The organism is Streptomyces scabiei 87.22 (assembly GCF_000091305.1).
Taxonomy (GTDB): Bacteria; Actinomycetota; Actinomycetes; order Streptomycetales; family Streptomycetaceae; genus Streptomyces; species Streptomyces scabiei.
In genome coordinates this window covers 6868029-6890522 of record NC_013929.1, presented here as the reverse complement: position 1 = coordinate 6890522, position 22494 = coordinate 6868029, and the positions used below count along the sequence as shown (strand labels likewise).

At 71.3% G+C, this 22494-nt stretch carries 15 protein-coding genes; 7 read left to right on the top strand and 8 right to left on the bottom strand.

Going from position 1 to position 22494, the window contains the following annotated elements; all coding sequences use genetic code 11:
- Positions 1-186 precede the first annotated feature (186 nt).
- The 3 genes from SCAB_RS29735 (at position 187) to SCAB_RS29725 (ending at position 4463) form a co-directional block, all read left to right on the top strand.
- Positions 187-1347, top strand: a complete 1161-nt coding sequence (locus SCAB_RS29735; RefSeq protein ID WP_013003802.1) for an alkaline phosphatase PhoX — start codon at positions 187-189, stop codon at positions 1345-1347.
- A gap of 108 nt (positions 1348-1455) precedes the next feature.
- Positions 1456-2790 carry a glycosyltransferase gene (locus SCAB_RS29730; protein WP_078580355.1) on the top strand — a complete coding sequence of 445 codons (1335 nt, stop codon included), beginning with the start codon at positions 1456-1458 and terminating at the stop codon, positions 2788-2790.
- 164 nt (positions 2791-2954) lie between these two features.
- Positions 2955-4463: a condensation domain-containing protein gene (locus SCAB_RS29725; protein WP_013003800.1), complete on the top strand. Its 1509-nt coding sequence runs from the start codon at positions 2955-2957 to the stop codon at positions 4461-4463.
- A 62-nt stretch (positions 4464-4525) separates the two neighbouring features.
- On the opposite strand, the gene SCAB_RS29720 is transcribed toward SCAB_RS29725, so the two are convergent.
- The 6 genes from SCAB_RS29720 to SCAB_RS29695 form a co-directional block, all read right to left on the bottom strand.
- Positions 4526-4879: a hypothetical protein gene (locus tag SCAB_RS29720; RefSeq protein ID WP_037725011.1), complete on the bottom strand. Its 354-nt coding sequence runs from the start codon at positions 4877-4879 to the stop codon at positions 4526-4528.
- A gap of 121 nt (positions 4880-5000) precedes the next feature.
- Complete coding sequence (locus tag SCAB_RS29715; protein ID WP_013003798.1) at positions 5001-7301, bottom strand: FtsX-like permease family protein; 2301 nt, start codon at positions 7299-7301, stop codon at positions 5001-5003.
- Positions 7298-7984, bottom strand: a complete 687-nt coding sequence (locus SCAB_RS29710) for an ABC transporter ATP-binding protein (protein WP_041669803.1) — start codon at positions 7982-7984, stop codon at positions 7298-7300. The genes SCAB_RS29715 and SCAB_RS29710 overlap by 4 nt, the downstream gene beginning before the upstream one ends.
- A gap of 63 nt (positions 7985-8047) precedes the next feature.
- Positions 8048-8467: a hypothetical protein gene (locus SCAB_RS29705; protein WP_049875890.1), complete on the bottom strand. Its 420-nt coding sequence runs from the start codon at positions 8465-8467 to the stop codon at positions 8048-8050.
- A 254-nt stretch (positions 8468-8721) separates the two neighbouring features.
- Entirely contained in the window at positions 8722-11469 is a 2748-nt protein-coding gene (gene ppdK, locus SCAB_RS29700) for a pyruvate, phosphate dikinase (RefSeq protein WP_046773719.1), read from the bottom strand.
- Between the two features lie 518 nt (positions 11470-11987).
- A complete protein-coding gene (locus SCAB_RS29695) occupies positions 11988-13208 on the bottom strand; it encodes an ROK family protein (protein ID WP_013003793.1) in 1221 nt (406 codons plus the stop codon).
- Positions 13209-13363: 155 nt separating this feature from the next.
- Between SCAB_RS29695 and SCAB_RS29690 the strand changes: the two genes are divergently transcribed.
- Positions 13364-14899: an MGH1-like glycoside hydrolase domain-containing protein gene (locus tag SCAB_RS29690; RefSeq protein WP_013003792.1), complete on the top strand. Its 1536-nt coding sequence runs from the start codon at positions 13364-13366 to the stop codon at positions 14897-14899.
- On the top strand, positions 14896-16836 hold the full coding sequence (locus tag SCAB_RS29685; RefSeq protein WP_013003791.1) for an amylo-alpha-1,6-glucosidase: 1941 nt from the start codon (positions 14896-14898) through the stop codon (positions 16834-16836). Before SCAB_RS29690 ends, SCAB_RS29685 begins: the two co-directional genes overlap by 4 nt.
- Before the next feature lie 259 nt (positions 16837-17095).
- Here SCAB_RS29685 and dusB read toward each other — a convergent pair whose 3' ends face one another.
- A complete protein-coding gene (dusB, locus tag SCAB_RS29680; protein ID WP_013003790.1) occupies positions 17096-18250 on the bottom strand; it encodes a tRNA dihydrouridine synthase DusB in 1155 nt (384 codons plus the stop codon).
- Between the two features lie 81 nt (positions 18251-18331).
- Between dusB and SCAB_RS29675 the strand changes: the two genes are divergently transcribed.
- Positions 18332-19777, top strand: coding sequence for an MFS transporter (locus tag SCAB_RS29675; RefSeq protein ID WP_013003789.1), 1446 nt, complete (start codon positions 18332-18334; stop codon positions 19775-19777).
- A 132-nt stretch (positions 19778-19909) separates the two neighbouring features.
- On the opposite strand, the gene SCAB_RS29670 is transcribed toward SCAB_RS29675, so the two are convergent.
- The gene (locus SCAB_RS29670) at positions 19910-20842 is read right to left on the bottom strand and encodes an MmyB family transcriptional regulator (RefSeq protein WP_013003788.1); all 933 of its coding nucleotides are present in this window, start codon (positions 20840-20842) and stop codon (positions 19910-19912) included.
- 53 nt (positions 20843-20895) lie between these two features.
- Here SCAB_RS29670 and SCAB_RS29665 point away from each other — a divergent pair, with 53 nt between their 5' ends.
- On the top strand, positions 20896-22392 hold the full coding sequence (locus tag SCAB_RS29665; protein WP_086022893.1) for an MFS transporter: 1497 nt from the start codon (positions 20896-20898) through the stop codon (positions 22390-22392).
- The last annotated feature ends 102 nt before the right edge of the window (positions 22393-22494 follow it).

Here is a 22494-nt window from a genome sequence, read left to right as displayed (position 1 = left end):
ACACACAACGCACAACGCACAACGCACCCGCCATCGCCATCGCCATCGCCATCGCCAGGCGGGGAACGCCGCCGTAGAGTCACGAGTTGTCCATGCTCTGTCAATCAGAGTGTCCTAAGGTCCATCAGCGCGCGACCCCGCCGCCGACCGGCAGGCGGGCCGTTCGAGGTACTCCTTGGAGCGACAGTGGAACGTCGTACTCTCCTGCGCGCGGCCGTGCTCGGCGGCTCGTCGGCCGCCTTCGGCGGAACCCTCTGGCGCGGCGCCGCGTACGCGGCGCCCGCCCAGCCCGGCGCGGGCCCGTACGGGGCACTCGGCGCGGCCGACGCGAACGGCGTCAGGCTCCCGAGCGGCTTCAGCAGCCGGGTGATCGCCCGCTCCGGCCAGACGGTCCCCGGCACCTCCTACTCCTGGCACAACGCCCCCGACGGCGGCGCCTGTTACGCGGACGGCACCGGCTGGATCTACGTCTCCAACTCGGAGATCAACCCCTCCGGCGGCGCGAGCGCGGTGCGGTTCTCCTCGACCGGCGCGGTCACGTCGGCGTACCGCGTCCTGTCCGGCACCCGGCAGAACTGCGCGGGCGGCAGGACCCCGTGGAACACCTGGCTGTCCTGCGAGGAGGTGGACCGCGGCTACGTCTACGAGACCGACCCGTGGGGCGTGAACGCCGCGGTCCGCCGGGACGCGATGGGCCGCTTCAAGCACGAGGCGGCGGCGGCCGATCCGGTCCGCCGGGTGGTCTATCTGACCGAGGACGAGTCGAACGGACGCTTCTACCGCTTCGTCCCCACGACCTGGGGCGACCTGTCCGCGGGCACCCTCCAGGTCATGGTCGCCGGCACCGCCGCCTCCGGCTCCTACACCTGGGCGAACGTCCCCGACCCGGACGGCTCCCCCACGAGCACCCGCACCCAGGTCTCGGGGTCGAAGTCCTTCAACGGGGGCGAGGGCTGCTACTACGCCGACGACACGGTCTGGTTCACCACCAAGGGCGACAACCGTGTCTGGCAGCTCAACCTCACCGCCGGGACCTACGAGTTGGCGTACGACGACTCCCTGGTCACCTCCGGCACGGCTCCCCTCACCGGCGTCGACAACATCACCGGCACCTCCTCCGGCGACCTCTACGTCGCCGAGGACGGGGGCACCATGGAGATCTGCCTCATCACCCCGGACGACGTCGTCGCCCCCTTCCTCCGCGTCGAGGGCCAGTCCGCCTCCGAGATCACCGGCCCCGCCTTCTCCCCCGACGGCCGCCGTCTCTACTTCTCCAGCCAGCGCGGCACGAGCGGCAGTTCGTCGGGCGGCATCACGTACGAGGTGACGGGACCGTTCCGGAGCTGACCGTCGTACCCGTCGCCCGGCCCTGTGAATGACCGTCGCGGAATTCATCGAACTCATTATCAGGCGCAGCTTGTTCGAATTTACTTCTGCTAGGTTCAGCGCGTGGTCATGCCCAAAGAATCGGGGTCGGAAAGCCTCGGGTCCGGTGCTCGCCCGCGCAAGGTTCTCCTGGCGGCATGCGGTACTCGCGGGGACGTACAACCCTTTCTCGCACTGGCCGTGGCGTTGCGACGCCACGGCCATCACCCTTTATTGGCGGCACCTTTCGCATACGCGTCCGACGCCGCCGCGTACGGGGTGGAATTCGCCGCCATCGACGACGGCCCGACCAGGATCCTGGACGAGCCGGCGACCCGCGGAATCGTCGACGACGGTCTGACAGGGGTGCGCGGGGGCATCGCGGCCGCCCGGACCGTCGCCCGCCTCAAACACCTGCTGATCGCCCCGCTGCGCGACGTGGCGGCCATCGCCCACGACCACGGCGACCTGGGGGCGGTGGTGCATTCGGCGGCGTTCCCCGCCCAGTACGTGGCCGACATGCTGGACGTGCCCGCCGTCGTCGTGGCGCTGCAGCCCGGCTGGATCCCGTCCGGCTCGTTCCCCTGCCGGCTCGTCCCGCTCCCCCGCGTGCCGCGCCTGCTCAACCGGAGCACCTACGCCCTGGTCACCGCCGCGCAGCGGTCCCGCGAGGTGGAGCGCTGGCGGACGTCCGAACTGGGTCTGGCCCCGCGCCGCCACGGGGCCCGGCGGTGGCTGCGGGACCCCGGGGGCGGGCGGCGTCCGGTCCTGCAGTCGTTCAGCCGGCACATCACTCCGGTCGACCCGGGGTGGGGCGGCGCCGTGCGCACCACGGGGTTCTGGTACCTGCCGGCCCGCCCCGACTGGACGCCCCCGAGAGAGCTGGCCCGCTTCCTCGACGAGGGTCCGCCCCCGGTCTACATCGGCTTCGGCAGCATGGCCGGCACCCACGCCCACCGCAACAACGCGCTGGTCACCGAGGCGGTCCGGCTCACCCGCGTACGGGCGGTGGTCGCGACCGGCTGGGGCGGCATCGGCGCGGCGGCGGACGGCTCCGCCTCCTCGGCCCCCGACATCCTGACGATCGAACAGGCCCCGCACGACTGGCTCTTCCCCCGTACGGCCGCGATCGTCCACCACGGCGGCGCCGGGACCGTAGCCGCGGCACTCGCCGCGGGCCGCCCCCAGGTCCTGTGCCCCCACATGGGCGACCAGACCCACTGGGCGGCCCGTATGCGTGCCCTGGGCGTGGCCCCCGCCCCCCTCACCGCCCGGACCCTCACGGCACACGGACTCGCGGAGGCGATCACAGCGGCGGTGAAGGACCGGCACCTGCGGCACCGGGCGGGCGAGATCGCCCCGCTCGTCCGTGCCGAGAACGGCGTGGACGCAGCGGTGAATTCCCTTGCGCTCCATCTCACTTGAATGCGATCGACACCGTCCCGCTTACCTCCACCCACAGCTTCCCCCGTCCCCCGGCGTCTCTCTTCTCGCTTCCCCCGGGGGAATTCACGAACCGACAACCCACGAACCCGTCATCGTCACCCCGACAATGCCCGCCCGACAATTCACGAACAGAAAGCACCCGAGTGCTGCAGATTCCTTTCTCCGACGCCGCCGTCGCACCCGGGACCGTCATCTCCTGGTCCCTGCGCACGAAGAACTCCCCCCGTGACGGAAAGGATTCCTCTCCCGAACCGGCCTCCTGCCCCTCCCCCGCGTCCTCCCCGGCCCCCCTCACATCGGCGTCCTTCAACCAGGACAAGCACCACTCGTCGTCCGAGGCGGCGCGCAGTACGAGCGACGGGATCGCCAGCTCGATCACGGTGACCTTCGAGATCACCGGCACCCTGGACACCGGGGCCCTCGAATCGGCGCTGCTGCTCCTCGTACGGCGGCACGAGGTGCTCCGCAGCGAGTTCCGGCGCCTGGCCGGTGATCTGAACTGCACGGCTCTGGCACCCGAATCCATCGTCCTGGAGGCGGAGCGGGTCGGCGACTTCCCCACCGGGGACGAGCTGCACACCCATCTCGACAAGACGTTCAAGAGCATCGACACGCTGTCCTGGCCGCTGTTCCTCATGGGCGCGGTGGTCCGGGAGACGGGCGCGACCGTCTACCTCTGCTTCGACCACATCGTCTGCGACGGCCTGTCCATGCCGGTCGTCGTGAACGAACTCCAGACCGCCTACGCCGATCTCGTCGACGGACGGACTCCCCAGCTCCCCCCGGCGGGCAGCTATCTGACCTTCGGCGACGACCAGCGCCGCCGCTACACCTCCCTCGGCGCCGACGACGAACGCCTCACCTACTGGAAGGAGTTCATCCGCGGGAACGGCGGCTTCTTCCCCCGGTTCCCCTTCGACCTGGGCGTGCCGGATGACCACCTCTACCCCCTGGTCAACCGGGCCCTCCCCCTGCTGGACGCCTCTCGCACCGAGGCGCTCGCGGCGGGCGCCCGCGCGTCGGGGGGCAGTGTCTTCACCGCCGTACTGGCCGCCGCGGCGACGGCTCAGCACCGCTTCGGCGGGCCGGGGGTCTACCGGGGCCTGCTGCCCGTCAGCGAACGGGCGGACGAGGGCGACGGGACGTACCAGCACTCCATCGGCTGGTTCGTGAACACGATGCCGATCGAGTTCCGCGTCACGGAGGGCGGCGCCGACCACGCGGCCACGATCGCACGGGCCCGCACGGCCTACGGAGAGCTGCAGCGGCACGCCGACATCCCCTTCGTGCGGGCGTGGGAGCTACTGGCCCCCGAGTCGTTCACCCTCCACCACTGGCCGTTCCCGGTGAACTTCTTCTCCTACATCGACTTCCGCAGGACCCCCGGGGGGCACCAGCACCCGCTCTGGAAGCCGATGCTGCACGTCTGGGCCGCCCGCGGAAACGGCATCAGCCACTGGTTCCACCGCACCGCCACGGGGCTCCACGTCAACATGCTGCACGTCGACACCCCCCAAGCACATGAGATCAGCGACGCCCTCCACGACGAGCTGGTCCGGGTCCTGCTGGAGATCGCGGGCGACCGCGACGCGGGCCGCCGGCCGGTGTCCATTCCCAGGCCGTCCCGGACGGCGACGACCGTGAGGAGCTGACCCCGGCGACGAGGTTCCGAGGCGGGCGGCGGGCGGTGCTCCGCCGCCCGCCGCCGCGCGGCTCATCGGAACTCGTGCACGACCTCGATCGCGCCCACGATGTGCGCGTTGAACTCCTCCAGCTCCTCCGCCGGGACCCACAGCTCGAGAATGGTCCGGCCGCCGGCCTGCCGTACCGGGTACCGGCGCAGGAACCCGGCGTCGACCTCGAAACGGGTGACGAACCCCGCGCCGTCGTGCTTCACGTTCCAGTCCCGCGCGATCTGCACCGCGTACGCCTCGTCGAGCACCGGATAGAAGATCGGCTGCTCGGGCAGCCGGGGAGGCCAGGCCCGCCACCCCGACTCCCGCACCAGGTCCAGCTCCACGGGACCGGTGGGGCGCCACAGAGTCGTCGTCCCTCGCTGCGCGTTCACGGCTTTCCTTCACTCTCCGGGCCTACGGCGACCGCGGGTTCGGCCGGCCGGGGTCACCGACGGTATCCAGGGACCCGGTGCATCGGCCACGGGGTTTGCCCGGCGAGCGCTGCCGGGCCGCTCAGTCCCGCCGGATCAGCTCCGGGTCGATCCGGCGCCCGACGAGGGGCAGCGCCCCGGCCGCGGCCACCGCCACCGCCCCGACCGCGCAGGCGAGCAACAGGGGGATTCCGGCGCCGTCCCAGTAGACGGCGCCGCCCCCGGTCACGAGATAGCTCGACTCGGCGAGCTTGCCCAGCACCACGGCCAGAGCGAGACCCACGGCCAAGGGGACGACCACCTGGGCGACCTGAACGGCACGCAGCGTACGCGGCCGGGCGCCGAGCAACGACAGAGCGGTGACCTGGGGCTTCCGCTCCACGGCACGGTCGGTGGCGGCGACGAGGTAGGCGGCCACGCCGATGATCAGCCCCAGGACCATGCCGATGCCCAGGAGACTCTTGACCACGGTGATCTGCTGAAGAGACGTGACGACCACCCCCGGCGTCCCGACCTCGGTGGTGGGGTCCACACCGCCGATGCCGTCGAGGACGGCGCGGACGGTTTGGGGGGCGGAGCTGCTGATGAGGGTGAGGGTGGCTTTGTCGGGGCGGAAGCCTTCCGGCAGAGCTGAGGGCGGGATCAGCACGTCGCCGCTGTTGAAGATCGGCCAGCCCGGGTAGCCGCTGAACCGTACTCTCTCTCGCGGCACCTCCACCTTCATGGCGTGCCGTCGTTCTTCTCCTCGGGAATCGAAGAGGAAGGTGGCTCCGGGCTTGCTCTCCTCGTTGTACAACTGGTCCGGATCCCAGAGCCGGGCCGGGCGGCCGTCCACACAGCTGTCCACTCTCGTCAGGATTCCGCGCAGTTGGTCGCATGTGGCCACCACGGCACGGATGGTGGGCATCATGTGGTCGATGTCTCCGCCGTCCCGCGAACCCATGACCACCGCGTGAGCGCGGACACCCTTCACCCGCTGGAAGGCCCGCTGCTTCTCATCGGTGACGCCCTTGAGCGGAATGGTGTACTCCTGAACGGGCAGGGTGTTCTTGCTCACCTGGTCCAGTTCGATCAGCACTCCCTGTACGAGCGACGCTGCGAAGACCAGGATCACCAGTCCGGTCGCCACCCGCAACGCGCCCCCGGCATCGACCTCGTTGCGCCGCATGGCAAGGCCCAGGGAGACCGAGCGGGTGGCGCGTGCCACCTTCTGGGCAAGGGTTCGCGAGAAGACCGGCAGCAGCATCACCAGCCCGATGCCGACCAGAACGACGGCAAGGGGCATGAGGATCGAGGAAAGTCCCGTTTCCCGGGGCGCGTTGTCCGTGGCACCGGCCACGCAGTAACCGATCACGATGCCCAGCCCCGGAACGAGCGGGAGCAGACCCCACTTCCCGGGCGCCCTCTCGACCGCGCTGCGGCGGACAGCCAAGGGATTCTCCGCCGCCTTCCTCGCACTGGCCCGGCCCACGAACCACGCGAGGGTCGGACAGCCGAGGAGGCAGACCAGGGCCGTGGACAGGGACAACGATCCGTCCGACGGGTACCACTTGAAGCCCGGCACTCCCAGGCGTGAGACGAGTTGGTTGGCGACCTCGTAGATGCCGAGACCGAGCACGGCGCCCAGCGAGGCTGCCGCGACCGTCTCGGCGGCGTTGACTCGCTGAGTGCCTTTCCTGCTCAGTCCCAGGAGTCGCAACGCGGCAAGTCGCCTGGTACGAGCGGCTGCGGAGAGCCGTGCGCACACGGAGAGGAACACGGCCAAGGGCAGGAGGACGACACTGGCCTGGGTGAAACGGACGATGTCGAGAGTAGACGGGTCCACCGTGGGCGAGCCGGTGAACTCACTACCGAAGAACCCCACGGGGTTGCCGCCGCCCTCCAGTTCGTCCCGTGTGACGCCGACATACGCGTACAGCTCGTCGGGATGCGCGAGCCCTTCGGCGCCGATGACACCTCGCTGTTCACCGGGCAGGATCTGAGCCAGGTCAGGCTCCCGGCGCAGGATCTCACTCAGCCGCGGCGAGACGAACAGTTCGCCCGGGCCGGGAAGTTCGGGCAGGCCCGGCGGTGGCTCGACAGGCTTCTCCCCTCGGTCCAGAAAGACCCGGGTGAGGGGTTCCCCGGCGTAGGGGTCGGTCCTGGTGAGCTGGGAGGAGCCACCCGCAGGTACGACGCAGGCGAATCGGTACGGGTCAGTGACACAATCCGGCTCCCGTGCCGCCTTGCGTCCGTCCTGCGCAGCCAGAATCCCCGGGATCGTCAGAACCATGGCCAGACAGCTCACCCCGATGGCACTCCCCGCGACCATGAGCAGGAAGCGCACTCGGCTGCCGCGCCCCGCTCCCATCAACAGCCGCAACCCCAGCAGGAGTTCCCTCACGACACCTCCCGCACCTGAGCCGAGAGGGTGCCGTCGCGCATCGTGTAGCGGCTGTCCGCCCGGTCCGCGACCTCGGAGTCGTGAGTCACCAGCACCACCGCGGTCCCCTGCGAGCGAGCGAGGGTCAGGAACTCGTCGAGAACGGCTGTGGCATTGGAGCTGTCGAGCGACCCCGTCGGCTCGTCCGCGAAGACCACGGCAGGGCGGTGCACCAGCGCGCGAGCCACGGCGATCCGCTGGCTCTGCCCCCCGGAGACTTGGGAAGGCCGTCGCTCGCGCAGATCAGCGAGTCCAAGTCGGCCGAGCACCTCCCCGGCGGCGGCATGGGCTTCCTTCTTGCGCTGTCCGGCGAGTCGCAAGGGCAGCGCGGTGTTCTCCTCCACTGTCAGCTCGGGCAGAAGTTCGCCGTACTGGAAGACGAACCCGAACCGTTCCCGCCGTAGTTCGCTCAACTCCTCGTCGTCGAGATCGGCGAGCAAGCGGCCCTCGAACCTGACCTCGCCACGGGCCACCGGCAACACCCCGGCCAGGCAGTACAGCAGGGAGGACTTTCCCGAACCGCTCTGCCCGGTGATCGCTACGACCTCCCCGCGGCTCAGGGTGATCTCGGCGTTCCTGACTGCGGGAGTCTCACCGTAGAGAAGGTCGACTCCCTTGGCACACAGGACTTCTGATGTCTTGATCTCATTCCCCTAAGAAGAGCACGAGCCCAGGCGACGGCGCCTGGGCTGTGGATGCCGGCTGACTCAGCGGAGCGTGTACGAGAAGTACTTGGTGGGCGAGCAGTTGTCGGGCCGCAGGGAACCCCGGTCACGGCACACCCGGAACTTCGCGTTGTCCGTGTACTGCTGCGCTCCGCTCCAGTCCGAGTGGCGCATGCTCACCGTGCTGCGCTGCCTCCCGTAGTACCGGGCCCATCCGTGCCCTTCGACAGCGACCTGCACGTACACGTTGTGGCCGTCTCGCGGATACGCGTCCGTGAGCTCGCCGGCCCACTCGAATGAACCGTGATCTGTACCGGGAGGGTTGAACTTGTACTTCCCGTCGTCGAATTGGACACCGTCCGACCTGAGCTGCGGGATCGACCCCTTCTGCGCCGCGAGCGCGGCCCCCGCACCCGAGAGGATCAGTCCGACCGCCACCAACCCGGCCATCGCCTTCTTCATACGCACCTCCGTGATCATCAGCAGCTCACCAGCCACCAGTAACCACGGACTGTAACGTCGCAACTTCGCACAGAAACGATCGATCTACTCAATCACCACTGAAACAGGTGATCTTGGAGCACGCCCCCGCGCAACCGAAAGGGCGGCACCCCCCGCACGGGGTGCCGCCCTTTCTTCGTGGTCCGGAACCGCCGCCCATCGGTGAGGGTCGGTCGGGGACGAGCGGTGGTTCCGGGGTCTGTGCCCGGCAGGGCTCAGCGGTGGTCGCTGCCGATCGACTGCGACGCCGCGCGCCCGGCCTCCAGGCGGGCCACCGGGATACGGAAGGGGGAGCAGGAGACGTAGTCGAGGCCCACCTCGTGGAAGAAGTGGACGGACTCCGGGTCACCGCCGTGCTCACCGCAGACGCCGAGCTTGAGGTCGGGGCGGGTCGCCCGGCCCGCCTCCGCCGCCAGCTTCACCAGGGAGCCGACACCGTCCTTGTCGATCGTCTCGAACGGGCTGACACCGAAGATGCCCTTCTCCAGGTACGCCGTGAAGAAGGACGCCTCCACGTCGTCGCGGCTGAAGCCCCACACCGTCTGCGTCAGGTCGTTCGTGCCGAAGGAGAAGAACTCCGCCGCCTCCGCGATCTGACCGGCCGTGAGGGCGGCGCGCGGCAGTTCGATCATCGTGCCGATCGACAGCTTCAGGGACACGCCCGTCGCCGCCTCGACCTCCGCGATCACCGCGTCCGCCTCCTCGCGGACGATCTCCAGCTCCTGGACCGTGCCGACGAGCGGGATCATGATCTCGGCGCGCGGGTCGCCCTTGGCGTTCTTGCGCTCGGCGGCCGCCTCGGCGATGGCGCGGACCTGCATCGTGAACAGGCCGGGGATCACCAGGCCGAGACGTACGCCGCGCAGACCCAGCATCGGGTTCTGCTCGTGCAGGCGGTGGACGGCCTGGAGAAGACGGAGTTCGTTCTCGTGGGGCTCCTGGCGGGACTCCGCGAGAGCCACGCGGACCGACAGCTCGGTGATGTCGGGGAGGAACTCGTGCAGCGGGGGGTCGAGGAGACGGACCGTCACCGGCAGGCCGTCCATCGCGGAGAAGAGTTCGACGAAGTCCTTCTTCTGGAGCGGGAGCAGCGCCTTCAGGGACTCCTCGCGCACGGCCTCCGTGTCGGCCAGGATCAGCCGCTCGACCAGCTCGCGGCGGTCACCGAGGAACATGTGCTCCGTACGGCACAGGCCGATGCCCTGGGCGCCGAAGCGACGGGCGCGCAGCGCGTCCTCGGCGTTGTCGGCGTTGGCGCGGACCCGGAGCCGACGCTTACGGTCCGCGAAGGCCATGATCCGGTGGACGGCCTCGACCAGTTCGTCGGCGTCGTTGGCGCCGGCGTGCATGCGGCCCTCGAAGTACTCGACGACCGGGGAGGGGACGACCGGGACCTCACCCAGGTAGACCTTGCCGGACGAGCCGTCGATGGAGATGAGGTCGCCCTCCTCCACCACATGGCCGCCGGGGACGGTCATCCGCCTCCGCTTGGTGTCGACCTCCAGCTCCTCCGCGCCGCACACACACGTCTTGCCCATGCCGCGCGCGACCACGGCCGCGTGGGAGGTCTTGCCGCCGCGCGAGGTGAGGATGCCCTCGGCCGCGATCATGCCGTCGAGGTCGTCGGGGTTGGTCTCACGGCGGACCAGGATGACCTTCTCGCCCGAACGCGACCACTTCACGGCCGTGTACGAGTCGAAGACCGCCTTGCCGACCGCCGCGCCCGGGGAGGCGGCGATGCCGCGGCCGACCTGCGCGACCTTCGCGTCCTCGTCGAAGCGGGGGAACATCAGCTGCGCGAGCTGAGCGCCCGTCACCCGCTGCAGGGCCTCCGCCTCGTCGATCAGGCCCTGGTCGACGAGTTGCGTGGCGATGCGGAAGGCCGCGCCGGCGGTCCGCTTGCCCACGCGCGTCTGCAGCATCCACAGCTGGCCGCGCTCGATGGTGAACTCGATGTCGCAGAGATCCTTGTAGTGGTTCTCCAGGGTCTCCATGATCTGCATCAGCTGGTCGTACGACTTCTTGTCGATGGCCTCCAGCTCCGCCAGCGGGACGGTGTTGCGGATGCCCGCCACCACGTCCTCGCCCTGCGCGTTCTGCAGGTAGTCGCCGTAGACGCCCTGGTGGCCGGAGGCGGGGTCGCGGGTGAAGGCGACACCCGTGCCGGAGTCGGGGCCCAGGTTGCCGAAGACCATCGAGCAGACGTTGACGGCCGTGCCGAGGTCGCCGGGGATGCGCTCCTGGCGGCGGTAGAGCTTGGCGCGGTCGGTGTTCCAGGAGTCGAAGACCGCGTGGATGGCGAGGTCCATCTGCTCGCGCGGGTCCTGCGGGAAGTCCCGGCCGGCCTCGGTCTTGACGATCTTCTTGAACTTGGTGACGAGCTTCTTGAGGTCGGCCGCCTCCAGTTCCGTGTCGACCGTGACCTTCTTGGCCGCCTTGGCCGCCTCCAGCGCCTCCTCGAAGAGGTCGCCGTCGACACCGAGCACCGTCTTGCCGAACATCTGGATGAGGCGGCGGTAGGAGTCCCAGGCGAAGCGGTCGTCGCCGGCCTGCCGGGCGAGCCCCTGGACCGACTTGTCGGAGAGGCCGATGTTGAGGACCGTGTCCATCATTCCGGGCATCGAGAACTTCGCGCCGGAGCGGACCGAGACGAGGAGCGGGTCGTCGGCCTGGCCGAGCTTCTTGCCCATCCGCTCTTCGAGGGCCGCGAGGTGGGCGGTGACCTCGTCACGGAGTGCCGGGGGCTCGTCGCCGCTGTCCAGGTAGACCTTGCAGGCCTCGGTGGTGATGGTGAAGCCGGGAGGCACGGGGAGACCGAGGTTGGTCATCTCGGCGAGGTTCGCGCCCTTGCCGCCGAGGAGGTCCTTGAGGTCCTTGTTGCCTTCGGTGAAGTCATAAACAAACTTCACGCCCTCAACGCTCTGAGCTTCGTGGCCTACGTGGGGATCTTTGTTTTCCGACACAGGTCCCAACTCCTTGAGGACGCGGTGGCTGCCCTGACGGCCAGGAACATACCCAGATCGAAGGCACCTGGGTACGTCCACTTGCGCGTCATGCGCCCGTAACCACCCGTCCGCCAGGAGATCGAAAGTCAAGGCTTGGCAAGGAACCAAGCGGGAATGTGTTCACCTCTTGAACGCACCTCCGCCCACCAGGCCCCTCATGCGCTCAAATGAGCGGCATTCCACACGCCTGAGTTCGCTCGATGAACGATCAAAGGGTGGCACCGAGTGCCACCCTTTGAAGTCGCGGAACCGCCCATGATTCGCTCATCTGAGCGCAAGCACTATCAGAGGTGGCGAGAATCACGCCCTCCGGAGAGCCCGGATTTCACGATGCGGACCGAAGACCGGGACGGCAACACGCCCGTCATACGGGCGCGGGGCACGCCCCCGGCCCGCTCGGACGAGCGGCGGCCCGCCGCACACCCCGGCGCCGCCACCTCACACCTCAGGCGCCACCTCACGCCCCAGGCGCCGCCTCACACCCCCAGCGCCGCCAGCCGTTCCTCCGCGCGCTCCGGCGCGTACAGGTGCTCGACGACCTGGGCGGCCGCCCCGATCAGGCCCGCCCGCTCCCCCAGTCTGGAGGTCACCACGTCCAGGTGGGCGGTGGAGCGGGGCAGGGCCCGCTGGTAGAGCAGTTCGCGGACGCCCGTGAGGAAGGGGGTTCCGGCCAGATCTCCCGCGATCATCAGGACGCCCGGGTTCAGCAGGGTCACCACCGTCGCCAGGACGTCCCCGACGGCCCGGCCCGCCTCCCGCGCGAGCGCCGTCGCGCCCGGGTGTCCGGCGGCCAGCAGTTCCCGTACGTCCGAGCCGGAGGCCGCGGGCACCCCCGCCTCCGCCAGCCGTCGCGCCACGGCGCCGCCGCTCGCGACCGCGGCGAGACAGCCGTACGAGCCGCACCTGCACAGCGCGTCCGCTCCCTGCGGGATACGGATGTGGCCGATGTCGCCGGCCCCGCCGTCGACGCCCCGGTATATGGAGCCCCCGACCACCATGCCCGCGCCGATACCGGTGGACACCTTGACCAGCGCGAAGGCCGAGCAGTCGGCGTACCCGGTGCGCTGTTCGCCGTACGCCATGAGGTTGGCGTCGTTGTCGACGAGGACCGGAACCTCGGACGGTCCGGACGCGTGTTCGGCGAAGGCGCGGGCCATGCGTGCCCTTATGTCGTAGCCGTCCCAGCCGGGCATGATCGGCGGCTGGACGACCCGGCCGGTCTCGCTGTCGACGGGGCCGGGCACGGCGAGGCCGATGCCGCAGACCGCGTGCGCCGGGCGCCCCTCCTTCGCCAGCAACTCGGCGAACCAGCGCCCCAGTTCGTCCAGTACGGCGTCGGGGCCCTCCTCGATGACCAGGGTGCCGCTGTGTTCGGCCTGGATCTCGCCGGTGAGGGAGAGGACGGCGGCACGGGCGTGGCGGGTGTCGAGGTCGGCGGCGAGGACGAGGGCATGCGCGTCGTCGAACTCCAGGGTGATGGACGGGCGTCCGCCGAGCGGGGAACCCACGGGTCCGCCGGCGCCCTCGCGGAGCCAGCCCGCACGGAAGAGACGGTCCAGACGCTGGCCCACCGTCGCCCGGGACAGGCCGGTGGCCTGCTGGAGCGCGCCACGGGTGGTCGCCCGGCCGCTGCGGACCAGCTCCAGCAGATCTCCGGCACCGGCATGACTGCCCACCCTCACACCCCTTCCGCTCATGCCGCCATTGTCGCGGCTTCTTCCGCATTCACTCCCGCGTACCCTCTTGCGTTCACCAACTCTGCATTACATATTGGGTTTTGCGTGTTAAGTAGACGTAACCCTACGGTAGCTACTGCCGAACCGGTCGGCACCTTGTCCTCAGGGAGCCCTGCGTGGATCGCACTACCCAGCTCACCGCCCGTCGGTCCGGGACGGACGCGCACGTCGGCGGCGATGTATACGATCCGTCCGCGCCGACCGCGGTGACCGGCTCCACCGCCTCCGCGGGCTCGCTGCACCGGGCCGCGGCCAGGGTGCTGGCCGACAACTGGACGGGGCGGTCCACGGTGCCGTCGCGCACGCTCTACCCCCACCAGTGGTCGTGGGACTCGGCGTTCATCGCGATCGGACTGCGCCATCTGTCGCCGCTGCGGGCGCAGACCGAGCTGGAGACGCTCCTCGGTGCGCAGTGGGGCGACGGACGGATCCCGCACATCGTGTTCAACGCCGCGGTGCCGCTGGACGCGTACTTCCCGAGCCCCGACTTCTGGCGCTCCTCGACAGCGGGACGCGCCGCGGGTGCCCCGGCCTCGCCGCAGACCTCGGGGATCGTGCAGCCGCCGGTGCACGCGCTGGCGGCGTGGCTGGTGCACCGGGCGGACCCCGGGCTCTCCCGGGCACGCGGTTTCCTGGCCCGGGCGTACCCGCGGCTGGCGGCCTGGCACCGCTATCTGCTGCACCGCCGCGACCTGGGCGGCGGCGGCCTGGTGTCGGTCGTCCACCCCTGGGAGCAGGGCATGGACAACAGCCCGGCCTGGGACGCGCCCCTCGCCCGGATCGCCCCCGCCCCGGCCCGCTCCTTCCGGCGCGCCGACCTCGACCACGGCGCGGCCGAGGACCGGCCGACGGATCTGGACTACGGGCGGTACGTGCGGCTGGCGGCGGACTACCGGGACGCCGGGTATGCCGACGGACAGGGCGAGTTCGCCGTCGAGGACCCGGCCTTCAACGCCCTCCTCATCGCCTCCGAGCACGCCCTCGCCCGCATCGCCGGGGAGCTGGGCGCGCCGGCGACCGCCCGGCACGCGCGGGCCGAGCGCCTGACGTCGGCGCTGGTGGAGCGGCTGTGGGACCCGGCCGAGGAGATGTTCCTCTGCCGGGACGTCACCACGGACGCCCTCGTTCCCGAGCGCTGCGTCTCCGGCCTGCTCCCCCTGCTGCTCCCCGGCCTCCCGCGCGACCTCACGGCCGCGCTCGTCCGGACGGTCCACGGGCCGCGCTTCGGACTGGGCGTGACCACCCGGCTCGTGCCGTCGTACGACCTGACCGGGGACGCCTTCGATCCGCACCGGTACTGGCGCGGGCCCGCCTGGTTCAACACCAACTGGCTGCTGGAGCGGGGGCTGCGGCTGCACGGGGAGCAGGACCGGGCCGACGCGCTGCGGGCGGCGCTGCTGGAGACCGCGGGTGCCTCCGGGTTCGCCGAGTACGTGGACCCGTACACCGGCGAGGCGTGCGGGGCGCTCGGCTTCGGCTGGACCGCCGCGCTCACCCTCGACCTGCTGCACCGGGGCGGCCGGCACGCCGGCCGGCAGCACGATCGTGACCACGACCATGACCGCGGGCCGCACCACGGTCCGTACGGCGAACGGCAGCACGACGACGAGGTCGTGTTCGGCATGAGTGACCAGGGAGGGGACCGGGGATGACGGACCGGCAGCACCTGCTCGTGCGCGGCGGGACGTTCGCCGCCGTGGGCGACGGCGGCGACATCAGCGGAGTACGGGGCGGCAGCGCACCGGACGGGCTGTTCGTGCGGGACGCCCGGCATCTGAGCCGGTGGCAGCTGACCGTCGACGGGGCGGTCCCCGAGACGCTCACACCGGTGGCCGGCGGGGACACGGCGCGCTGTGTGCTCGTGCCCCGGGGCGGGCGCCGGGAGCCGCCCGCGTACACGCTCTTCCGTGAGCAGGCGGTCTCCGACAGTGCCTTCGTGGAGACCCTGCGGATCACGAGCAACCGTCCGGAGGCGACGACCGTACGGATCGCCATCACCGCGGACGCCGACTTCACCGACCAGTTCGAGCTGCGCTCCGACTTCCGCACCTACGCCAAGAGCGGTGTCGTCAGGAAACGTGACGTGCTCGACGACGGGGTGGAGTTCACCTACCGGCGGGGCGAGTGGCGGTCGTGCACGACCGTGACGGCCGAGCCCGCGCCGGACGGTGTGGAGGAGACCGGGACGGGCGCGCGGCGCCTGGTCTGGGCCCTCGATCTCGCGCCGCACGGCTCGGCGGAGCTGACCTGCCGGGTGATGGCACGGCCGCACGGTGACCGGCGGGCCCTGCGGGTGCCGCGCTCACCGGGCGCCGTGCGGGACCGGCTCCTCGCGGTGGAGGGCGAGTTCATGGAGGGCGTGGCCTTCCCCACCGGCTGGCCGGAGCTGGCCGCCGCGTGCGCGCGCGGGCTCGCCGATCTGGCGGCGCTCCAGGTCCCGGCGACCGGGCCGGAGGGGGAGAACCTGCGGGTGCCCGCCGCCGGAGCGCCCTGGTTCCTCACCCTCCTCGGCCGGGACGCCCTGCTGACCTCCCTCTTCGCGCTCCCCTACCGCCCGGAGCCGGCCGCCGCCACGCTGCTCGCGCTCGCCGCGGCGCAGGCGACGGAGGTCGGCGTCGGTTCGGTGGCCCAGCCCGGCAAGATCGTGCACGAGGTGCGGCACGGTGAGCTGGCGCACTTCGGGCAGGTGCCGTACGGGCGTTACTACGGCTCGGTGGACGCGACCCCGCTGTTCCTGGTGCTGCTCGGCGCGTACGTGGAGCAGACCGGGGACGTCACCCTGGCCCGCCGCCTCGAAGCCCAGGCGCGGGCGGCGGTCGGCTGGATGCTCGACCACGGCGGCCTCACCTCGCGCGGGTATCTGGTCTACCGCGCCGACCAGGGCGGCCTCGCCAACCAGAACTGGAAGGACTCCCCCGGCTCGATCTGCTCCGCCGACGGCAGCAGGCCCGCCGCCGGACCGGTGATGGCGGCGGGCGCGCAGGGGTACGCCTACGACGCGCTGCGCCGCACCGCCGTGCTGGCGCGCACGGTCTGGGAGGACGAGGTGTACGCGGCGCTGCTCGAACAGGCCGCGGGTGATCTCCGGGACCGTTTCCAGCGGGACTTCTGGATGCCCGGGCACGGGTTTCCCGCGCTGGCGCTGGACAGCGAGGGGTGGCAGGTCGACGCGCTCGCGTCGGACGCGGGGCATCTGCTGTGGTCGGGACTGCTGGACAAGGAGTACGGGAAGCAGGTGGGCCGGCGGCTCCTGGAGCCGGACTTCTTCTCCGGCTGGGGGGTGCGGACGCTGGCCGCCGGGCAGCCCGCGTACCACCCGCTGTCGTACCACCGGGGGTCGGTGTGGCCGCACGACAACGCGCTGATCACGCTGGGGCTGGCGCGGTACGGGCTGCACGACGAGGCGCGGGCGGTGGCCTCCGGCATGGTGGACGCGGCGACGGCGGCGGGGCACCGGCTGCCCGAGGTGCTGGCCGGGTACGGACGGGACACGCATCCGGAGCCGGTGCCGTATCCGCACGCGTGTGTCCGGGAGTCGCGCTCGGCGGCGGCGCCGTTGGCTCTGCTGACGGCGGTCGGCGGAGCGTGAGCGCTCCGCTGGGTGGGGCGGGGGGCGCCTATTAGCTCGGGGGTGAGTGTGCTTGGGCGGCTGCGGGTGCGTGGGGGTTGCTCGCGCCGTTCCTCGCGCCCCTGACGGGGCCCCGGGGGTGCGCGTGATTCGACGGCCTCGGGTGCGTCGGGGTTGCTCGCGCCGTTCCCCGCGCCCCTGACGGGGCCCCGGGGGTGCGCGTGATTCGACGGCCTCGGGTGCGTGGGGGTTGCTCGCGCCCCTTGCGGGGCGCCGGTGGCTAGCCTCCGGACGTGTCCAGTTCGGCTTCCTCCGTTACGCCTGCGCAGTCGTAGGGGTCCTTGAGCCATCCGTCCGGGAGGACCACGCGGTTGTTGCCGGAGGTGCGGCCGCGTGGGCCGTCGGCTCCGGTCGGCCAGGGCTGGTCCAGGTCCAGCTCGTCCAGCCCGGCGCGGAGTTCGGCGAGGGAGGAGGTGACCGCGAGGCGCTTGCGCATCTCGGAGCCGACCGCGAAGCCCTTGAGGTACCAGGCCACGTGCTTACGGAAGTCGACGACACCCTTGGCCTCGTCGCCGCTCCACTCACCGAGCAGGGTGGCGTGCCGGACCATGACGTCGGCGACCTCCCGGAGCGCGGGCCGCGCGAGATCCTCCGTGCGCCCCTCGAACGCGGCCACCAGGTCCGCGAACAGCCACGGCCGCCCGAGACAGCCGCGCCCGACGACCACCCCGTCGCAGCCGGTCTCGCGGACCATCCGCAGCGCGTCCTCGGCCGACCAGATGTCGCCGTTGCCGAGGACGGGGATCTCGGGGACGTGCTCCTTGAGGCGGGCGATGGCGTCCCAGTCGGCCGTGCCGCCGTAGTGCTGGGCGGCGGTGCGGCCGTGCAGGGCGATCGCGGTGACGCCCTCCTCCACGGCGATACGGCCGGCGTCGAGGTAGGTGATGTGGTCGTCGTCGATGCCCTTGCGCATCTTCATGGTGACCGGCAGGTCACCCGCCCCGCTCACCGCCTCGCGGAGGATCGCGCGCAGCAAGTTCCGCTTGTACGGGAGGGCCGAGCCGCCGCCCTTGCGGGTCACCTTGGGGACCGGGCAGCCGAAGTTGAGGTCGATGTGGTCGGCCAGGCCCTCCTCCGCGATCATGCGGACGGCCTTGCCGACGGTCGCCGGGTCCACGCCGTACAGCTGGATCGAGCGCGGCGTCTCGGTCGCGTCGAAACGGATCAGCTGCATGGTCTTCTCGTTGCGCTCGACCAGCGCCCGCGTGGTGATCATCTCGCTGACGAACAGGCCCTTGCCGCCGCTGAACTCCCGGCACAGGGTGCGGAAGGGCGCGTTCGTGATACCGGCCATGGGGGCCAGGACGACGGGCGGGGTGACGGTGTGCGGGCCGATCCGCAGGGGGGCGGGCGCGAGGGACACGGGCGTGGACATTCCCCCATTGTCACGCACGGGGACACCTGCCCGCGATTCATTAGTTAGGCGCACTACAGACTCCGGCGTACGATGGGCCGCATGCCCGAGCTCAGCCGCCGCCACCGTCTGCTCGTGCTCGCGATCTGCTGCACCAGCCTGCTGATCGTGAGCCTGGACAACACCGTCCTGAACGTCGCCCTGCCCTCGATGCAGCGCGATCTGGACGCGAGCCTGGCGGGCCTGCAGTGGACGATCGACGCCTACACCCTGGTCCTGGCGGCCCTGCTGATGCTGGCGGGCTCCACCGCGGACCGGATCGGCCGCAGGCGGGTCTTCATGGCGGGCCTGGTCGTCTTCGCGGCCGGTTCCCTGCTGTGCTCCCTCGCGCCGAACCTGGAGTCGCTGGTCGTCTTCCGCATGGTGCAGGCCGTCGGCGGTTCGATGCTCAACCCGGTGGCCATGTCGATCATCACCAACACGTTCACGGACCCCCGCGAGCGGGCCCGGGCGATCGGTGCCTGGGGCGCGGTCGTGGGCATCTCTATGGCCGCCGGACCGATCATCGGCGGGCTGCTGGTGGAGTCGGTCGGCTGGCGCTCGATCTTCTGGATCAACCTGCCGGTCGGACTGGCCGCGCTCCTGCTGACCTGGCGGTTCGTCCCCGAGTCCCGCGCCCCGAAGGCCCGCCGCCCCGATCCCGTCGGCCAGCTCCTCGTCATCGCGCTGCTCGGCTCCCTCACCTACGCGATCATCGAGGCGCCGACCGCGCCGCTCCCCCGGACCCTCGCCCTCGGTGCCGTCGCCCTCGCCGCACTGCTCGGCCTGCTGCGCTACGAGCCCCGCCGCGAGGAACCCCTCATCGACCTGCGCTTCTTCCGCTCGGCCCCGTTCAGCGGGGCGACGGTGATAGCGGTCAGCGCGTTCGCCGGGCTCGGCGGCTTCCTGTTCCTGTCGACGCTGTACCTGCAGAACGTGCGCGGCCTGGACGCCCTGCACGCCGGCCTGTGGATGCTGCCGATGGCGGTCCTCTGCTTCGTCTGCGCGCCCGTCGCCGGCCGGCTGGTCGGCAGCCGGGGGCCGCGGCTGCCGCTGCTGATCGCCGGGATCGCCATGACCGCGAGCGGGGTGCTGTTCGCGGCGTTCGAGGCCGAGACCGGGAACGTCACCCTCGTCATCGGCTACGTCCTGTTCGGCCTCGGCTTCGGCTTCGTCAACGCGCCCATCACCAACACCGCCGTGTCCGGGATGCCGCGCGCCCAGGCCGGGGTGGCCGCGGCGGTCGCCTCCACCAGCCGCCAGATCGGCCAGACGCTGGGGGTCGCGGTGATCGGCGCGGTCCTGGCGGCGGGCATCGGCGCGTCCTCGTACGCCGACGCGTTCGTGTCGGCCGCCCGTCCCGCCTGGTGGATCGTCGCCGTGTGCGGCTTCGCCGTCCTGGTGCTGGGCGCGGTCACCACGGGCGCGTGGGCGCGGGAGACCGCGGCGCGGACGGCGCGGCGGCTGGAGACGCCGGAGGTACGGGATTCGGCGGGCGTGGGGTCGTAGGACGGCGGGGTCCTGGGGCGCGTCGGCGGAGTGCCGGTACGGGTGTGTCGGCGAGTGCGGGTACGTCGTGGTCGCTCGCGCAGTTGCCCGCGCCCCTGAAGGCAACGGCCCCTGCGGGCCGCACCTTGTCCCCTAGTGGTCCCCGGCCCTCCCCCGCTCCTGCTCCAGGGCCCTCGCGTGCAGTTTCTCCATGCGCCTGCGGGTCTCCTCGTCGGCCGGTACGTACGTCACCATGCGCGGGCCGGGGCGGGGGCCGAGCCAGAGGTCGGTGTGGTCGACCTCGAGGAGGCCGACGTGCGCGTTGCGGTACTGCTTGCGCTTGTTGAAGTTCTCGACGACCTCGTGCCGCTCCCAGGCCGCGCGGAACTCGGCGGACTCGGTGCGCAGCCGCTTGAGCAGCGTCTTCCAGGCCGGGTCGGTGAGGTGGTCGGCCATCGCGGCGCGCAGCTTGCCCGCGAGGAAACGGGTGGTCTCCTCCAACTGGACCATGGAGGCACGCCATTGGGGGTGGGTGTAGGCGAGGATCATGCAGTTCATGTCCTCGGGCGGCACCTCGGAGAGGTCGCAGAAGAGCAGTCCGAAGGTGCGGTTGTGGGCCAGGATGTCGTAGCGGCTGTTCTGGATGGACGCCGGGATGGGTTCCAGCTGTTCCAGCAGGGCGTACTGCGCGTCGGTGATCGTGTGGCACCGCGCCCCCGGCGCCGGGTCGGCGGCCCCGGCCAGGTTGAAGAGATGGGCGCGCTCGCCGGGGTCCAGCAGCAGGGCGCGGGCCAGGGCGTCGAGGACCTGGCCGGAGACATGGATGTCGCGGGCCTGCTCCAGCCAGGTGTACCAGGTGACGCCCACCGCGGAGAGCTGTGCGACCTCCTCGCGGCGCAGTCCCGGTGTGCGCCGGCGGCGGCCCCGGGGCAGGCCGACCTGCTCGGGGGCGATGTGCTCACGGCGGTGGCGCAGGAAGGCGGCGAGTTCGTGCCGCCGGATCACCGACTCGGGTGCGGCGGGCGGGCGTTCGGGCACCCCGGCCGCGGGGCGGGCGAGTGTCTCCGGTGCGGACGTGGTCGTCATGACTCCAGGGTGCCGCCCTGCGGATCCTGTTGCCAGGTACCGCCAGTACCAGGATGAAGAGACTCTGGTACCCGTCTGAGCGGCGCGCGAACCTGGCTCGTGTGACCGAGAGCCTTACGACACCGACACCGACACCGACACATTCCGCCGCCCGCTCCCCCGTCTCCCTCGCCGCCCTGGGCGATCTCGGGCTCTTCACCGTCCTGCTCGGCGCGGCGCTGCCCCTCATCGACTTCTTCATCGTCAACGTCGCCCTGCCGACGATCGGCCGCGACCTCGCCGCGAGCGAGGCCGTGCTGGAGCTGGTCGTCGCCGGGTACGGCGTCTCGTACGCCGTCCTGCTCGTGCTCGGCGGGCGACTGGGCGATCTGTTCGGCCGGCGGCGGCTGTTCCTGTGGGGCATGGCCGCCTTCGGGGTGACCTCGCTGGCGTGCGGGCTCGCGCCGGACGCCTGGAGTCTCGTCGCCGCGCGGGTCGCGCAGGGCGCCGCGTCCGCCGCGATGCTCCCGCAGGTGCTCGCCACCATCCAGTCGGCGACGGCCGGAGCCCGCCGGGCCCGTGCGATGAGCCTGTACGGCGCCACGGCCGGACTCTCCATGGTGGCCGGGCAGATCCTGGGCGGGGTGCTGGTGTCGGCCGACCTCGCCGGCACCGGCTGGCGCTCCGTCTTCCTGGTCAACGTGCCGGTGGTCGTCCTCGGGCTGCTCCTGACCGTCCGCTCAGTGCCGGAGACCCGCTCGGCCCGCCCCGAGCCGGTGGACGGGCCCGGCACGGTCCTGCTGGCGGCCTCCCTTCTGACCCTGCTGGTCCCGCTGACCGAGGGCCGGGCGGCGGGCTGGCCGCTGTGGACCTGGCTGGGGCTGGCCGCGTTCCCGTTCGCCGCGACCGCCTTCTATCTCGTCGAGCGGCGCGCCGACCGTGCCGGCCGTACGCCGTTGGTGCCGCCGAGCCTGTTCCGGCTGCTCTCGCTGCGGCGGGGGCTGGTGATGATCCTGCCGTTCTCGATCGGGTTCGCCGGGTTCATGTTCGTCATCGCGGTGGCGCTGCAGGAGGGTGCCCGGCTCGGGCCGACGGCGGCGGGGCTCGCGCTCTCCCCCATGGCGGTGGTGTTCTTCGTGGTCTCGCTGGCCGGGCCGCGTCTGGTGACCCGGTACGGCTCCCGCGTGGTGACGGCCGGCGGCCTGGTCCAGGGTGTGGGTCTCGCCCTCGTCGCCCTCGCCGTGTGGCGGGCCTGGCCCGAGCCGCACTGGCCGCTGCTGCTCACCGGGGTGGCGGTCGCGGGTGGCGGTCAGGCGCTCCAGCTCCCCATCGTCTTCCGGATCATCCTCTCCGAGGTCCCGCCGGCACGGGCCGGTGTCGGCAGCGGCGTGATGATCACCACTCAGCAGTCGGCGCTGGCGCTGGGCGTGGCCACGCTCGGCTCGCTGTTCCTGGGGCTGGTACCGGGGATGGGGATGCGGGACGCGCTGGTGACGGTCCTGCTGGCGCAACTGGCCGGAGTGGTCCTGACCGTGGGCCTGAGCCTGCGGCTGCCGCGCGCGGTGGTGTGACTCCTGGTCCGGGATCGCGCCCGAGGTAACACCTGGGTCAACTCCTGGGACGATCCACCCCGTTGACGCGGGTCCTGCCGGACACTCCTCATGGACCGCACG

Excerpts from the sequence above, each read along its gene's own strand:
- dusB (WP_013003790.1), bottom strand. The coding sequence starts at position 18,250 with ATGTCCACGCCCGTGTCCCTCGCGCCCGCCCCCCTGCGGATCGGCCCG.
- SCAB_RS29730 (WP_078580355.1), top strand. The coding sequence starts at position 1,456 with ATGCCCAAAGAATCGGGGTCGGAAAGCCTCGGGTCCGGTGCTCGCCCG.
- SCAB_RS29705 (WP_049875890.1), bottom strand. The coding sequence starts at position 8,467 with ATGAAGAAGGCGATGGCCGGGTTGGTGGCGGTCGGACTGATCCTCTCG.
- SCAB_RS29675 (WP_013003789.1), top strand. The coding sequence starts at position 18,332 with ATGCCCGAGCTCAGCCGCCGCCACCGTCTGCTCGTGCTCGCGATCTGC.
- SCAB_RS29665 (WP_086022893.1), top strand. The coding sequence starts at position 20,896 with ATGAAGAGACTCTGGTACCCGTCTGAGCGGCGCGCGAACCTGGCTCGT.
- SCAB_RS29670 (WP_013003788.1), bottom strand. The coding sequence starts at position 20,842 with ATGACGACCACGTCCGCACCGGAGACACTCGCCCGCCCCGCGGCCGGG.
- SCAB_RS29685 (WP_013003791.1), top strand. The coding sequence starts at position 14,896 with ATGACGGACCGGCAGCACCTGCTCGTGCGCGGCGGGACGTTCGCCGCC.
- SCAB_RS29695 (WP_013003793.1), bottom strand. The coding sequence starts at position 13,208 with ATGAGCGGAAGGGGTGTGAGGGTGGGCAGTCATGCCGGTGCCGGAGAT.